This is a genomic window from Streptomyces sp. NPDC002076 (assembly GCF_053593835.1).
Map to the genome: position 1 here is coordinate 124,167 of NZ_JBSFDI010000022.1, position 14,429 is coordinate 138,595.

The 14,429-nt window shown below is 72.1% G+C and carries 12 protein-coding genes and 4 pseudogenes; 8 read left to right on the top strand and 8 right to left on the bottom strand.

The window, feature by feature from the left end:
• Position 1 precedes the first annotated feature (1 nt).
• From uraH to ACWCQS_RS35775, 6 genes and pseudogenes are all read left to right on the top strand, one after another.
• Positions 2-397, top strand: coding sequence for a hydroxyisourate hydrolase (gene uraH / locus ACWCQS_RS35750; RefSeq protein ID WP_451008327.1), 396 nt, complete (start codon positions 2-4; stop codon positions 395-397).
• A gap of 5 nt (positions 398-402) precedes the next feature.
• Positions 403-1,326, top strand: coding sequence for a factor-independent urate hydroxylase (gene pucL, locus ACWCQS_RS35755; protein ID WP_451008328.1), 924 nt, complete (start codon positions 403-405; stop codon positions 1,324-1,326).
• Between the two features lie 148 nt (positions 1,327-1,474).
• A pseudogene (locus ACWCQS_RS35760) lies at positions 1,475-1,639 on the top strand (purine permease); the annotation flags it as partial.
• Between the two features lie 69 nt (positions 1,640-1,708).
• The gene (locus ACWCQS_RS35765; protein WP_451008329.1) at positions 1,709-3,094 is read left to right on the top strand and encodes an 8-oxoguanine deaminase; all 1,386 of its coding nucleotides are present in this window, start codon (positions 1,709-1,711) and stop codon (positions 3,092-3,094) included.
• A 773-nt stretch (positions 3,095-3,867) separates the two neighbouring features.
• Positions 3,868-5,235: a nucleobase:cation symporter-2 family protein gene (locus tag ACWCQS_RS35770; protein ID WP_451008330.1), complete on the top strand. Its 1,368-nt coding sequence runs from the start codon at positions 3,868-3,870 to the stop codon at positions 5,233-5,235.
• 73 nt (positions 5,236-5,308) lie between these two features.
• Positions 5,309-5,935 carry a TMEM175 family protein gene (locus ACWCQS_RS35775; RefSeq protein WP_451008331.1) on the top strand — a complete coding sequence of 209 codons (627 nt, stop codon included), beginning with the start codon at positions 5,309-5,311 and terminating at the stop codon, positions 5,933-5,935.
• On the opposite strand, the gene ACWCQS_RS35780 is transcribed toward ACWCQS_RS35775, so the two are convergent.
• Positions 5,883-6,503, bottom strand: a complete 621-nt coding sequence (locus tag ACWCQS_RS35780) for a 3'-5' exonuclease (RefSeq protein ID WP_451008332.1) — start codon at positions 6,501-6,503, stop codon at positions 5,883-5,885. The two genes, ACWCQS_RS35775 and ACWCQS_RS35780, sit on opposite strands and share 53 nt — an antisense overlap.
• A gap of 80 nt (positions 6,504-6,583) precedes the next feature.
• A complete protein-coding gene (locus ACWCQS_RS35785) occupies positions 6,584-7,399 on the bottom strand; it encodes a helix-turn-helix domain-containing protein (RefSeq protein WP_451008333.1) in 816 nt (271 codons plus the stop codon).
• A gap of 87 nt (positions 7,400-7,486) precedes the next feature.
• Here ACWCQS_RS35785 and ACWCQS_RS35790 point away from each other — a divergent pair, with 87 nt between their 5' ends.
• Positions 7,487-8,350 carry an NAD(P)H-binding protein gene (locus ACWCQS_RS35790; RefSeq protein WP_451008334.1) on the top strand — a complete coding sequence of 288 codons (864 nt, stop codon included), beginning with the start codon at positions 7,487-7,489 and terminating at the stop codon, positions 8,348-8,350.
• 13 nt (positions 8,351-8,363) lie between these two features.
• Here the strand turns inward: ACWCQS_RS35790 and ACWCQS_RS35795 are convergent.
• Positions 8,364-9,320, bottom strand: a pseudogene (locus tag ACWCQS_RS35795) (MFS transporter); the annotation flags it as partial.
• On the opposite strand from ACWCQS_RS35795, the pseudogene ACWCQS_RS35800 reads away from it, so the two are divergent.
• Positions 9,312-9,407, top strand: a pseudogene (locus ACWCQS_RS35800) (winged helix-turn-helix transcriptional regulator); the annotation flags it as partial. The pseudogenes ACWCQS_RS35795 and ACWCQS_RS35800 sit on opposite strands and share 9 nt — an antisense overlap.
• Before the next feature lie 11 nt (positions 9,408-9,418).
• Here ACWCQS_RS35800 and ACWCQS_RS35805 read toward each other — a convergent pair.
• The 5 genes and pseudogenes from ACWCQS_RS35805 to ACWCQS_RS35825 form a co-directional block, all read right to left on the bottom strand.
• Positions 9,419-9,841, bottom strand: a complete 423-nt coding sequence (locus ACWCQS_RS35805; protein ID WP_451008335.1) for an acyl-CoA thioesterase — start codon at positions 9,839-9,841, stop codon at positions 9,419-9,421.
• 52 nt (positions 9,842-9,893) lie between these two features.
• Positions 9,894-10,523: a hypothetical protein gene (locus tag ACWCQS_RS35810; protein ID WP_451008336.1), complete on the bottom strand. Its 630-nt coding sequence runs from the start codon at positions 10,521-10,523 to the stop codon at positions 9,894-9,896.
• 129 nt (positions 10,524-10,652) lie between these two features.
• Complete coding sequence (locus ACWCQS_RS35815) at positions 10,653-11,252, bottom strand: histidine phosphatase family protein (RefSeq protein ID WP_451008337.1); 600 nt, start codon at positions 11,250-11,252, stop codon at positions 10,653-10,655.
• Positions 11,253-11,287: 35 nt separating this feature from the next.
• Positions 11,288-12,446, bottom strand: a pseudogene (locus ACWCQS_RS35820) (serine hydrolase domain-containing protein).
• Between the two features lie 96 nt (positions 12,447-12,542).
• Entirely contained in the window at positions 12,543-14,348 is a 1,806-nt protein-coding gene (locus tag ACWCQS_RS35825; protein WP_451008338.1) for a trypsin-like serine peptidase, read from the bottom strand.
• Between the last annotated feature and the right edge of the window lie 81 nt (positions 14,349-14,429).

Genomic DNA, 14,429 nt, shown 5'->3' on the forward strand with positions numbered 1-14,429 from the left:
CATGAGCACCAGCACCACCGCCTCCGTGTCCACCCACATCCTGGACACCTCGATCGGCCGCCCCGCCGAGGGCGTCGCCGTCCAGCTCTCCGCCCGCGCCGGGCGCGGCGCGGACTGGCAGGCGCTCGGCGGCTCCGCGACCGACGCCGACGGCCGGTGCAAGGACCTGCCGGCACTGCCGGAGGGGACCACACACGTACGGCTCGACTTCGCGGTGGAGCCGTATTTCGAGAAGAAGCAAGCCGATGCGCAGCAGGACGCCCCCGCGAATCGGGACAGCGGACCGGCCGTGTTCTTCCCGGAGGTGGCGATCACGTTCACCGTCGTACCGGGCGAGCACTACCACGTACCGCTGCTGCTCAACCCGTTCGGCTACTCCGTTTACCGAGGGAGCTAGCAGAAATGCCCACGATCCTGGGACAGAACCAGTACGGCAAGGCCGAGAACCGAGTCGTAAAGATCACGCGGGACGGCGCCACCCACCACATCAAGGACCTCAACGTCTCCGTCGCCCTGAGCGGTGAGATGGACGAGGTCCACTACTCCGGCTCCAACGCCAACGTCCTGCCGACCGACACCACCAAGAACACGGTGTTCGCGTTCGCCAAGGAGTACGGCATCGAGTCCGCCGAGCAGTTCGGCATCCACCTCGCCCGCCACTTCGTCACCTCGCAGGAGCCGATCCACCGCGCCCGGATCCGCATCGAGGAGTACGCCTGGGAGCGGATCGAGACCTCCGACGCCAACTCCAGGTTCATCGGCGCGGACGAGGTCAAGCACTCGTTCGTGAAGAAGGGCCAGGAGACCCGCCTCACCCAGGTCACCTACGACGGTGAGAAGTGGGAGGTCGTCTCCGGTCTGAAGGACCTGACGGTCATGAACTCGACGAACTCTGAATTCTGGGGCTACGTCAAGGACAAGTACACCACCCTGCAGGAGGCGTACGACCGGATCCTGGCGACCTCGGTCTCCGGCCGCTGGCGGTTCAACTGGACCGACGACGAGCAGAAGATGCCCAACTGGGAGAAGTCCTACGAGCAGGTCAAGAAGCACATGCTCCAGGCCTTCGCCGAGACCTACTCCCTCTCCCTGCAGCAGACGCTGTACCAGATGGGCGCGCGCATCATCAACAACCGCAGCGAGATCGACGAGGTCCGCTTCTCGCTGCCGAACAAGCACCACTTCCTGGTCGACCTGGAGCCCTTCGGGCTCAAGAACGACAACGAGGTCTACTTCGCCGCCGACCGGCCCTACGGCCTGATCGAGGCGACCATCCTCCGGGACGGCTGTGAGCCGAGGATCCCGGTCGACATGACCAACCTCTGACACGGGACGCGTGTCCCCGGACCCGCCCACCCGGCCGGGGACACGCCACACCGGAGGGAACACCATGGCACAGCCTGCGAAGGGGTCGGCCCACGCCCCTTGTTCCACCCCGCCGGTGCACACCGGGGACACGGTCAGGTCCGTGCACCCGGTGGCCGCACCGACCTTCCACGCCGGCTTCCCGGCCTGGGCGCAGACCGTGCTCGGCTCCGGCATCAGCGCCGGCGCGCTCGTCGCGGTCCTGCGCAATCTGTTCTTCCACCATCTCGGCACCCGGAGCCGCCATCCGGCCCCGGCACTCAAATCCTCCTAGGGTCCTGCCGTGCCCTCCCCGTGGACATCTCTCCGTCCACGGACCGCCACTGACAGACAAGGAAGCACGATGGCACCATCGGCAGCCCAGCGCATCGTCATCGAGAACTGCGCGATCGCGACCGTGGACGCGGGCGACACCGAGTACGCCTCCGGACACCTGGTCCTCGCCGGCAACCGCATCGAGTCGGTCGGCGCGGGCCAGGCCCCCGAGGGCCTTGAGAACGTGGTGCGTCGGATCGACGGACGCGGCCATCTGGCCACGCCCGGTCTGGTCAACACCCACCACCACTTCTACCAGTGGATCACCCGCGGCCTCGCCACCGACCACAACCTGTTCAACTGGCTGGTCGCGCTGTACCCCACCTGGGCGCGCATCGACGAGCAGATGACGTACGCGGCCGCACAGGGTTCCCTCGCCATGATGGCCCGCGGCGGTGTCACCACCGCCATGGACCACCACTACGTCTTCCCGCACGGCTCCGGTGACCTGTCCGGCTCGATCATCCGGGCCGCCGCCGAGATGGGCGTCCGCTTCACACTGGCCCGCGGCTCGATGGACCGCAGCGTGAAGGACGGCGGCCTGCCGCCGGACTTCGCCGTGGAGACGCTGGAGGGCGCGCTCGCGGCGACCGAGGAGACGGTGCGGCGGCACCACGACGCCTCCTTCGACGCCATGACCCAAGTGGCGGTGGCCCCCTGCTCGCCGTTCTCGGTGTCGACCGAACTCCTCAAGCAGGGGGCGGAGTTGGCGCGTCGGCTGGGTGTACGGCTGCACACCCATGGCTCGGAGACCGTGGAGGAGGAGAAGTTCTGCCACGAGCTGTTCGGCATGGGCCCGACGGACTACTTCGAGTCCACGGGCTGGCTCGGTGAGGACGTGTGGATGGCGCACTGCGTCCACATGAACGACTCCGACATCGCCGCGTTCGCCCGGACGAAGACCGGTGTGGCCCACTGCCCGTCCTCCAACGCCCGCCTCGCGGCCGGTATCGCCCGTGTCCCCGACATGCTGGCCGCCGGCGTCCCCGTCGGCCTCGGCGTCGACGGCACCGCCTCCAACGAGTCCGGCGAACTCCACACCGAGCTGCGCAACGCCCTGCTGATCAACCGGCTCGGTGCGCACCGCGAGGCCGCGCTGAACGCCCGCCAGGCGCTCAGGCTCGGCACCTACGGCGGCGCGCAGGTCCTCGGCCGGGCCGACCAGATCGGCTCGCTGGAGCCGGGCAAGCTGGCCGACGTGGTGCTGTGGAAGATGGACACCCTCGCTCACGCCTCCATCGCCGACCCGGTGACCGCACTGGTCTTCGGCGCGGCGGCGCCGGTCACCGCGTCCTTCGTCAACGGTCGGCAGATCGTCACGGACGGCCGCCTGACCACCGTCGACGAGGACGCCATCGCCCGCAGCACCCGCGAGGAGGCCCAGCGCCTCGCCCGGATCGCGGCCCAGTCCTGATCCCCACCCACACGCCGGTGGGCCGGCCCCGCCTACGCCCGGCCCACCGCACACCTTCGGCGACCGCCCCCAGCGGCCCGCCGACAAACCTGGCGGTCGCCCCGTACGGGCGCTCCGCCGAGGACCCCGGCCGGCGGCCCCACAGCCGACGCGCCACCACCCTCGGCGACTGCCCCCCAAGGCCTGCCGCCGGAGACCTCGGCGGACCGGCCCCTGCGGCCGCTCTGCCGGACACCACGGCGGCCACCTCTCGCGGGTGACCCGCCGGAAGCCTTGGCGGTCGCCTCGTAGGGGCGCTCGTCGGAGGACTTGGCAGGTCGCCTCACACAGGCGGTGTGCTGGAGGCCTTGGCTGGTCGCCCCACGCGGGCGGCTTGCCGGAGATCTCGGCGGGCCGGGTTATGCGGCCGGTCTGCCGGAAGAGTTGGCGGTCGCCTCGCAGGGGCGCTCGTCGGAGGACTTGGCAGGTCGCCTCACACAGGCGGTGTGCTGGAGGCCCCTTGGCTGGTCGCCCCACGCGGGCGGCTCGTCGTAAGACGCGGTGGTCACCCCTGTGGGCGGATCGCCGGAACGCTCCGGTCGGGAGGGACGGCTCTCGACCGGGGTCCGTGGACCCGAGCGGGGTCCACGGCAGCCGTCTCCGGGGTGCGTGTGGACGCACGCGCCCCGGAGACGGTCACCGCTCGACCCCCGTCCTGGTCCCGCACGACCACTCGCACCACCTCCATGAAACCCACGTCGCCAAAGACGTGTTAGCCGCTCGGAGGAGCCGCCGTGGCCGCCCATCCTGTTGACGAGAAACTCCCCGCCCTCAAAATGGCGACCAGCGGCCTGCAGCACGTGGCCGCCATGTACGCGGGAGTCGTCGCCCCACCCCTGATCGTCGGCGCGGCCGTAGGGCTGTCCGGCAAAGACCTCACCTTCCTCACCGGAGCCTGTCTGTTCACCGCCGGGCTCGCCACCTTCCTGCAGACCCTCGGTTTCTGGAAGATCGGCGCCCGCCTGCCCTTCGTCAACGGCGTGACCTTCGCCGGTGTCGCCCCCATGACGGCGATCGTGGCGTCCGCCAAGGACAAGTCCGACGCCCTGCCGATGATCTTCGGCGCGGTCATCGTGGCCGGCCTCCTCGGCTTCATAGCGGCCCCCTTCTTCAGCAAGGCGATCCGCTTCTTCCCGCCCGTCGTCACCGGCTCGGTCATCACCCTGATCGGCGTCTCCCTGCTCCCGGTCGCGTTCGGCTGGGCCCAGGGACCGAACCCGGCCGCGCACGACTACGGCTCGATGACCAACCTCTCCCTGGCCGGCATCACCCTCCTCATCGTGCTGCTGGTGCGCCGGTTCACCCGCGGCTTCGTCAAACAGATCGCGGTCCTGCTCGGCCTGGTCCTCGGCACGCTCGTCGCGATCCCCTTCGGCGTCACCGACTTCAGCCCGGTCGCCCACGCCGCCGTCGTGGGCTTCCCGACCCCCTTCCACTTCGGCACCCCCACCTTCCACATCGCGGCGATCCTGTCGATGTGCGTGGTGATGGTCGTCTCCATGACGGAGTCCACCGCCGACATGCTGGCGCTCGGTGAGATCGTCGAGCGTCCCGCGGATGAGAAGACCATCGCGGCCGGCCTGCGCGCCGACACCCTCGGCTCCGCCCTCAGCCCGCTGTTCAACGGCTTCATGTGCAGTGCCTTCGCGCAGAACATCGGTCTCGTCGCCATGACGAGGATCCGCAGCCGCTTCGTCGTCGCCGTCGGCGGCGGCTTCCTCGCCCTGATGGGCCTGTGCCCCATGGCCGCCTCCCTCATCGCGGTCGTGCCCCGCCCGGTCCTCGGCGGCGCCGGCGTCGTCCTGTTCGGCTCGGTCGCCGCGAGCGGCATCCAGACCCTGGTCCGGGCCGGCCTGGAGAAGGACAACAACGTCCTGATCGTCGCCGTCTCCCTCGCGGTCGGCATCGTCCCGATCACCGCGCCGGACTTCTACCACGCCTTCCCCGACACCGCGAAGATCGTGCTGGACTCCGGCATCTCCACCGGCTGTGTGTCGGCCGTCGTCCTCAACCTCCTCTTCAACCACATCGGCAAGGGCAAGGAGGCGGAGGACGTCACGCACCCGATGGAGGCGGGGCAGGAACTCACGCCCACCCACTGAACACCCGCTGAACGCCCGTGCGGGGCACGGCAATCGCCGTGCCCCGCACGGGCGTGTGCGGCAGTCTTGGGCCATGAACGAGTCCGGCCGGGTCGAGGCCTTCAGCGACGGCGTGTTCGCCATCGCCATCACCCTGCTCATCCTGGACATCAAGGTGCCGACGACGGGTGACCACGGCGGCCTGTGGCACGCGATCGGCACGCAGTGGCCGTCGTACGCCGCCTATGTGGTCAGCTTCCTGGTCATCGGCATCATGTGGGTCAACCACCACCAGTTGTTCAGCTACGTCGCCAAGGTCGACCGGCCGCTGATGTTCCTGAACCTGCTGGTGCTGATGGTCGTGGCCGCCGTGCCCTGGCCGACCGCCATGCTCGCCGAGTACCTGCGCGAGGGCGCCGCCTCGCACGCGGCCGCCGCGGTCTACAGCCTGGTCATGGTCGCCATGGCCCTCACCTTCCAGGCCCTGTGGTGGCACCTCACCCGCACCGGCCACCTCTTCGACGCGCGCGTGGACACCGCGGCGGCCCGGGCCACCCGGGCCCGCTTCGCCCTCGGTTCCCTCGGCTACCCCCTGACCGTGGCCCTCGCCTTCGTCTCCGCGCCCCTCACCCTGGCCGCGCACGGCCTGCTCGCCCTCTACTACGGCTTCAACCAGATCGCGGTACCGACACGTCAGGACCCGGACCGGGCCACGCCATGAGGTTCGCCAGCAACTCGGCCTGCTCGATCGCGTCGTCCAGGGCGTGGTGAGTGTGCCGGCGCCGGGAGAGGAGGTGCCGAGGCATCGTGCCCTTGGCCACCGCCCGCAGCGGCAGCCCGGCCTTGGTGGCGTACAGCGTCTTCATGTCCAGACAGCCGGAGTGCCCGAAGGGACTCTCACCGGTGAACCGGATCAGATACCAGTACAGGAACGTCCAGTCGTACGACGCCGGGTAGCCGCACATCACCGGCTGCGCGCCCGCGCTCACCTCCCGTACCCAGGCACTGAACTCGGCGAGCGCCACGGCCGGTTCGTCGCCTTCCACGGTGAGCCGCTCCCGGTCCAGGCCGCTCACCGCCAGCGCCTCGGGGACGAAGTCCTCGGAGATCGGCCGCAGTTCGCGGTAGAAGGTCTGCTCCTCCGGGTCCGCCGCGGTGAAGCCGTCGGCGTCCTGCGTGCCGGCCACGGCCGCGCCGATGCTCAGCATGGAGTACGGCCCTGGGATCGGCCCGTCGGCCTCGATGTCGACGGAGATGCAGCGGCTGGGCTTGATGCGTCGTGCGGGCATGGTCCCGCAGCATGACAGCCACGGCCGCCGCCGCGCATCCCGTTTCCGGCGCACGACGGCATGCGGGCGGCTGTGCGGAGTCAGGCGCGCGGTCCCACCTGGCAGGGCGTGACCGCGGGCAGCCGGCCGGTGACGTACGACCTGGGCGGCACCCCCATCAGGGCACGGAAGTCGGACGTCATGTGCGACTGGTCGAAGTAGCCGGTGGCGGCGGCGAGTTCGGACCAGCGGGCGCTCCCGGCCCGGGTGACGACCGTACGGACGCGGTCGATACGGGCGTAGTGCTTGGGGGAGACCCCGACGCCCTCGGCGAACAGGTTCCGCAACTGACGCTCGCTGACGGCCAGTTCCCGGGCGACCTCCCGGACCTGCGTGGGCGCCCGGTCCAGCCGTACGGACAACGCCTCCACGCCCGCCCGCAGCAGTGCTGTACGGTCCGGATCCACGGCGTCGGACAGCAGCCCGGGCAGCACCTCGGTGAGGTGCGGCAACGCCTCCCGGGGCTCCAGCCGGCGCATCTCGCGCGCCAGCCGCCGCCCCGCCCCGCCCGGCAGTTCCTCCAGCCTCGCGACCCGGCCGACCAGCCCGGCGGCCGGAACACCCAGCAGGGGCCGGGCCGTACCCGGTGCGAGGCGCAGCTCCACACAGGAGATGCGGCTCTTCCCCTCGTGGTAGGAGGCCCGCACCCGCGGCCCGACGGCCAGCACGTCACGCCGCCCGTCCGCCGTCACCCGCAGCACCACCTTGGTCACCGCGTCGGGCAGATGGACGAACGCCTCTTCGGGTGGCTCGGCGAAGGACACGGTCCGCACCCCGGCGAGCCACGGGCGCAGCACCTCGGGCGTGCTGCGGACCTGCCAGGCGGCGGTGTCGGGCGCGGCGGTGGAGTTCGGCACCCCTCCACGGTAAGCGCCCGGCACCGCCGTCCGGGCCGGCCGGTCGTGCCGGAATTTCCAAGAGACCGGCCCCGCCTGCGGACCACCGTGGACCTCATGATTCTGGTGACGGGTGCCACGGGCACCATCGGGAGTGACGTCGTACGACAGCTGGCCGCGCGTGGTGAGAAGGTGCGCGCCCTGACCCGCGACCCGGCGAAGGCGCGGGTCCCCGCCGGAGTGGAGGTGGTGCGCGGGGACTTCCACGACCTGGCGTCCCTCGGGGCCGCGCTGGAGGGTGTGACGGCCGCCTTCCTGCTGCGTCCGCCCGGCCCCGACGAGGGCCGGGACGCGGCGCTGGTCGCGGCGGCCGGCGCGGCGGGCGTACGACGGCTGGTCAAGCTCTCCGCCATCGGCACCGGCGACCCGGCGGTCGGCCCCTCCGGGCTCTGGCACCTGGACGGCGAGCGTGCCGTGCGCGACAGCGGCGCCGAGTGGACCGTGCTGCGGCCGTCGTCGTTCGCCTCCAACACGCTGAGCTGGGCGGAGCCGCTCCGGGCGGGCGAGCCGGTGCCCAACATGACCGCGGACGGGGCGTCGGGCGTGATCGATCCGCGCGATGTGGCAGAGGTCGCCGTCCGCGCGCTCGTCGACGCCGGGCACGCGGGGCGGACGTACACCCTGACCGGGCCCGAGGCCATCACCGTCCCCGGCCAGACCGCCGTGCTCGCCGACGTCCTGGGCCGTCCGGTCCCGGTCCGGAACCTGTCTCCGGACCAGACCCGTGAATTCCTGCGCACCGCCTGGGGCTTCGACGAGGAGCGGGCGGACGGCATCCTGACCGGCGTCGCGTTCGTCCGTGACGGCGGCAACGCGGTGGTCACCGAGGACGTGCCCGAGGCGCTGGGCCGTCCTGCCCGCAGCTTCCGGGAGTGGGCCGAGGACCACAAGGAGGCCTTCGGCGCGGACTGAGGCGCGCCCGGTGTCACCTGCCCCGCGGCCGCAGCACCGCTCCCGCCAGGACCAGCGCGGCCACCGCGATCCCGGTCGCCACCCGGAACGCCAGCCGGTAGCCCCCCGCCGTGGCCGGGATCAGCTCCGCGCCCCGGTCGAGCAGACCGCCGGTGCGGCTCGCCGCCAGCGTGCTCAGCACCGCCAGACCCAGCGAACCGCCCACCACCTGCGTGGTGTTGAACAGCCCGGACGCCAGACCCGCGTCCTCCTCACGCGCCCCGGCCATCGCGAGCCCGGTCAGCGGCGGCATCGCCGCGGCGAACCCGGCGGAGAGCAGCAGCAGCGGCGGCAGCACGTCCACGGCGTAGGAGGCGCCGACCGGTGCGCGGCTCAGCAGGGCCATACCGGCGACGATCAGCGCCAGACCGGCCAGCAGCACCCGGTACGCGCCGTACCGGGCGACCGTGCGCGCGGACAGGCCCAGCATCAGCAGACCGATCGCGACCGGCGCCGGAAGAAACGCGGTGCCGGTCGCCAACGCGCCGTACCCCAGCACCCTCTGCAGATACAGCGCGCCGATGAACTGGAAGCCGTACATCGTGGCGATCATCAGCATCTGTACCGTGTTGGCGCCGGTCAGCAGCCGGGAGCGGAACAGGCGGGGCCGCAGCAGCGGGCGGGCCGCCCGGACCTGGCGCAGGGTGAACGCCGCGAACAGCACGAGCGCGAGGACCGCGAGCAGCGCGGTGCCGGCCGGGGTACGGCCACCGGCGCCGACGATGACGTACACCGTGAGCATCAGCCCGGCCGTGACCAGCGCGGCTCCCGGATAGTCGGCGCCCCTGCCGAGCCCGGCGCCGCGCTCCGGCGGGAGCACCCGCGCCGCCGCCAGCCAGGCGACCACCCCGATGGGGACGTTGATCAGGAAGATCCAGTGCCAGCTCAGGGCTTGCGTCAGCGCCCCGCCCAGGAAGGTGCCAGGCTGACCGACTGGGCCGAGCGGAACCGGACGTACATCGCCGGGGCCCGGGCGGCCTACGACGCCGAGCACCGGCCCGAGCTGCTCGACGCCTAGGCCCGCGAGGCCTACAGGCCGAACAGGGCGAGGTCCGTCGTCAGCTCCTTGAACACCTCCCGCGGGTCGGCGACCAGCTTGCGCTCCTTGAGATCCAGCAGACCGCCCACCGCGCTGACCTCGGCCGCCAGGGTGCCGTCGGTCTTGCGTATCTCCTGCACGATCCGGAAGGTCTTGCCGCCGCCCCACTCGAACTCACAGGTCACGTCGACCTCGTCACCGGCGAGCAGTTCGCGCCGGAAACGGATGGTCGTCTCCAGCGCCACCGGACCGACATCCCGGCCCACCAGCCGGGCCTGGCTGATGCCGGCCGCCTGGAGCAGCGACCAGCGGGCGTGCTCCGCGTAGTTGAGGTACACGGACTGATTGAGGTGTCCCTGGGTGTCGGTCTCATAGCCGCGGACGGTCACACGGACGGAAAACGGTTCGGACACTGCTTGCCCTTCTCGCGTTCGAATCTCCGGTCGGTCGATCTTGGCACGCCGCTCACACCCGGCGCGGCGAGGCCAGCAGATAGCGCACCCTCGTGCGCGGCTCGGTGTACTCGCCGGCCTGCCAGCCCGCGCGCTCCAGCGTGGCCGCGCAGGCCGCCAGGTGCTCCGCGTCCGGCGCGTACACGGCGACCGCCTCCGGCTGCGGGGTCGCCCGCACCCGGTAACCGTCCGCGCTCCCGCTCGCCGGAGGGTGCCCGGCCGCCTCCAGGGCCAGCGCCGCCGCCCGCACCAGATGCGCCCGCTCCCAGCCGCACGGCCGGTCCACCGCGCCGCCGGGGTTGGTCATCCGACGCAGCTCCAGCAGCCCCTGCCAGGCACTGTGCACCTCACGCAGCCGCGCCGGACCGTCCGCGGGCGGCTCCTCCTCGCCGCCGATGCGCGCCGCGAACACCCCCGCGTCCGGGGCGGGCTTCGCCGACTCCTGTGTCGCCTCGGGCACCGCCTCGCGTATGCGATGTCCCGCCGGGGTGAGAAAGTGCTCGTGCGGCGGCCGCGGATGCCGGAAGGCCAGCCCCCGCTTCACCAGCGCCGCCAGCTGCGCCTCCGTACCGCGCAGCCGCCCGGTGACCGGATCGGCGGCCTCGATCACCCGCCGCTGCGCGGCGGTCGGCGGTCGGCTCACAGCGCACTCCTTCCGGTCCCGTGCCCGTCCGGGGCCGTCCGCCGGACGGCCCATTTCGCAGAGTACGACCCGGGTCCGACAACGCGGCCGCAGCCCCCATCGGGCCCCGTACCCGGGGCCTGTCGGGGCCTACTCCGGCGGCCGGATGTTCCACCCCGCCACCACCGGCCGCTCGTGCTCGGAGCCCAGCCGGCACAGCGTCCCCGTCGCCAGCTGGAACAGCGCCCCGTGCCGGGGCCGCAGGCCGAGGCGGCGGGCGGTGAGGACACGGAGGAAGTGGCCGTGGGCGATCAGCACGACGCCGCCCTCGGCGTCGGCGAGGGCGGCGTCGACCTTGCCCAGCATCCGGTCGGCGCGCTCGCCGACCTGCTCCGGGGTCTCGCCCGGATGGTCCGGCGGCCCCGGCGCGACGCCGTCCGTGAACAGGAACCAGCCCGGCCGGCTCCGCTGGATCTCCACGGTGGTCACGCCCTCGTACCCGCCGTAGTCCCACTCGTGCAGGTCGGCGTCGACCCGCGCGTCCGGGATCCCGATCAGCTCGGCGGTCTCCCGGGCCCGCTGCAGGGGGCTGACGAACGCGGCCGCGATCCGCTGCGAGCGGATCAGCGGCAGCAGCCGGCGCGCCTCCTCCCGCCCGTGCTCGGTGAGGGGTACGTCGGTCCAGCCGGTGTGCCGTCCGGACCGCGACCACTCGGTCTCACCGTGCCGGACGAGAAAGAGGTCACCCACGTCAGCGCCCTTCCCGCTCGCCTGTCAGCACGGTGTCACAGGGATCCGGCCGCCCGCAGGACGGACTCGGCCAGACGGCCGTCCTCCAGGGCGGCGCCCACCCCGGAGGGGAAGGCGAACCGACGCCCGGTGTAGGCGTACGCGATGCCGTTCGCCGGGTCGGCGAAGCCCAGCGAGCCGGTCGCGCCGCTGTGTCCGAAATTGCCGGCGTCGAGGAACGGATAGAGCGCGGGGGTGTACTCGAAGCCGCGCGCGAAGTGGTTCTCACTGCCGGTGACCAGGTCCGGCCCGCCCGGGGTGCGCAACGCGCCGAACCGGGACGCGGTCGCGGGCGTGAGCAGCGGCGGCCGGCCGTCGACGGTGCTGATGGCGGCCGCGAACATCCCGGCGACCCCGCGCGCGTTGCCCACGCCGCCCGAGGAGGCCGGCCCGAGCGCCTTCACCCGGGGGTGATTGCCGAAGGCCACCAGGTCGGTCCGCTCCGGCCCGTGCGCGTTGAAGGCGACGCCCCTGATGGTGTCCGGGGCCGCCACCCGCTCCTTCAGCAGTACGGCCTCCTCCGGGGTCGGCACCAGCGGCTGCACGTCCAACCAGCGCGGCTCCGCCCGAGCCCGCAGACCCAGGTAGTAGTCGAGACCGTACGGCTCCCGGATCCGCTCCTCGTACAGTTCCTGGATGGACCAGCCGGTCACCTGGCGCACCACCTCGCCGGTGAGGGCGCCGATGACGAAGGCGTGGTAGCCCCAGGCGGTGCCCGGCTCCCACAGCGGCGCGCGTCCCGCCAGCCGGGCCGCGCTGATCCGGTCGTCGGCCAACTCCTCGATGGTGAAGGCCTGTTCGGGCCGCCGACGAGTCCGGCGCGGTGCTCCAGCAGCTCGCCCAGCGGCAGCCGGTCCTTGCCGTGGGCGGCGAACTCCGGCCAGTGCGCGGCGACTTCGTGATCCAGGTCGAGCACAGCGTGCTGCACCAGCAGGGCGACGACCAGTTGCGCGACACCCTTGGCGATGGAGTACAGGTTCGTCAGTGAGTCCCCGTCGACGCCGTCGCCGCCCCACAGGTCACCACCCGCCGCCCGTGCCGGTACACCACGAGCTGTGCGCCCGGGTCGTCCCGCTCCTCGGCGAGCACCGAAGCGAACTCCTCGCGGACGCCCTCGAATCCCTGCGCGACCGTTCCGTGCACGTCGATCGGCATGTGTCGTGCCCCCTGTTCGGTGATGGCCGGCGGAGACCGTCAACAGACGGCCGCCGCCGGCGATTCCCCGATTGGTGCACGAACCCTCACGCTCGGTCAGCTGCCGGGTGGGACCAGTGTGTTCTCGGTGCCGAGGGCCTTGGCGCCGGTGTCGGCGTACAGCGAGGTCTCGCCGTCGGACCAGCGCACGACGAGGTCGTTGCCGGTGTGGTCGGCGGTGAGGTCGCCGGCGGCCATGACCTGGGCGTGCTGCCAGGTGCCGTTCGGGCCGATCAGCCGGGAGCGGGTGCCGAGACCGGCGGTCGAGACGCCGGTGTAGCCGTCGAGCGAGCCGTCGGACCAGCGCACGAGCAGGTCCGCGCCGGCCGGGCCCTTGAGGGCGCCGCCGGTCAGCAGTGCGGCCTTGGTCCAGGTGCCGTTCGCCGCGAGGATCCGCTTGCCGGTGCCGAAGGAGCCGGAGCGGATACCGGTGTAGAGCATCAGGCTGCCGTCGGACCGGCGCGCCAGCAGATCGGTCGCGCCCTGGGCGCCGTGGAACTGCCCGGCGGTGAGCTGTACGACGTTCTTCCAGTCGGAGTTGGGCTTCGCCATCTGGACCTCGCGGCCCACCCCCGAGGCGCCGAGGTCCGGGTACAGGGTGACCTCGCCGTCGGACCAGCGCACCAGCAGGCCCGGTCGGCTGCCGCCGCCGAAGGTTCCGCCGGTGATGCTCCGGGCGTGCGTCCAGGTGGAGTTGGCCTTCAGCAGCCGCTGCTCGGACCCGAACCCGCCCTTTCCGTCCCCGGGATACAGCGTGACCCCGCCGTCGGACCAGACGACGAGCAGATCGCCGAGGTGGTCGCCGGTGTAGTCGGCCGAGGCCAGCAGCGCGGCCTTCTGCCAGCGGGCCGCGTCACCGGGCAGCTGCAGGCCCTGGTACGGCGGCAGGTCCGCGGGCGGGTCCTGGTTCGCCACGGCGTCGGCGAGGAGGTTTGCGGCGTCGTCGCCGAACGCCGGGGCGTAGCTGATGTAGTCGACGTCCGCGTCGTTGCCGCCGCCGTTGTAGCCGCCGAGGTCGCCGATGACATGGCCGGTGCCCGCGTCGTCCTGGTAGTCGGTGATCCACGGGCTGCCGGACACGCCGCCGTAGTAGCCGCCGCAGGTCATCGACATCTGCCGGTAGCCGGCAAGTTGACTGGTCGGCACGGTGCACTTGATGGCGCGCCCGGCGCTGTTGTGCCCGTAGGAGGGGTAGCCGACGACGGTCACGTTCTTGTGCGTGTAGCCGTTCGCGCGGGTGAAGGTCAGTCCGCCGCCGACCGCGTCCTGGAGGCTCTGGCCGCGCTGGTTGGCCGAGACCCTGGCGAACGCGGTGTCCAGGTCCGACGCCGGGTTCTTCGTGGTCGACGACCCCTTGTCGGGCACGTACCGGGGATCGATGAAGATCCGCTGGATGTGGAAGATGCCGTACGGCTGCTGGTCCGGTCCCGCCCCCTTCACGAACTTCGGGACGAAGACATAGTCGCCCTTCATGCTCAGGGCGCAGTGGGCCGCGGTGAGGACGACGTCGCGCGCCGGGGTGTCGATCACACTGCCGGTGCAGTGCCAGGCGGTGCCACCGGGCCCGGCGGAACCGAAGAAGGTTCCGACGAGGCGGCTCCCGCCGAACATCGTGCCCTGCGGCCGGCCGGCCGCCGCGGCCGACTGCCCCGGCCCGCTCGGCTGCACCCGCGACGCGTCCAGCGGCCGGGCGTCCGCCATGCGCTGTGCGGTCCAGAACCGCGCGGCCTGCCGGGCCTCCTGCCCGGCGGCCGGCCCCGGCGGCGAGGGCGACGCCGCCTGCGCGGCCGGCGTCGCGAGCCCGGCCGCCGCCCCGCACACCATGGCCACGGCGACGGCCGTCCAACGTATTCGGTACGACAAGATCCTGCTCCCCCTGGTCATATATGGAACCCGGACAGGGAGAACACCGGCGCGGCGCTGGTCAGACGCGCACCGAAGGCC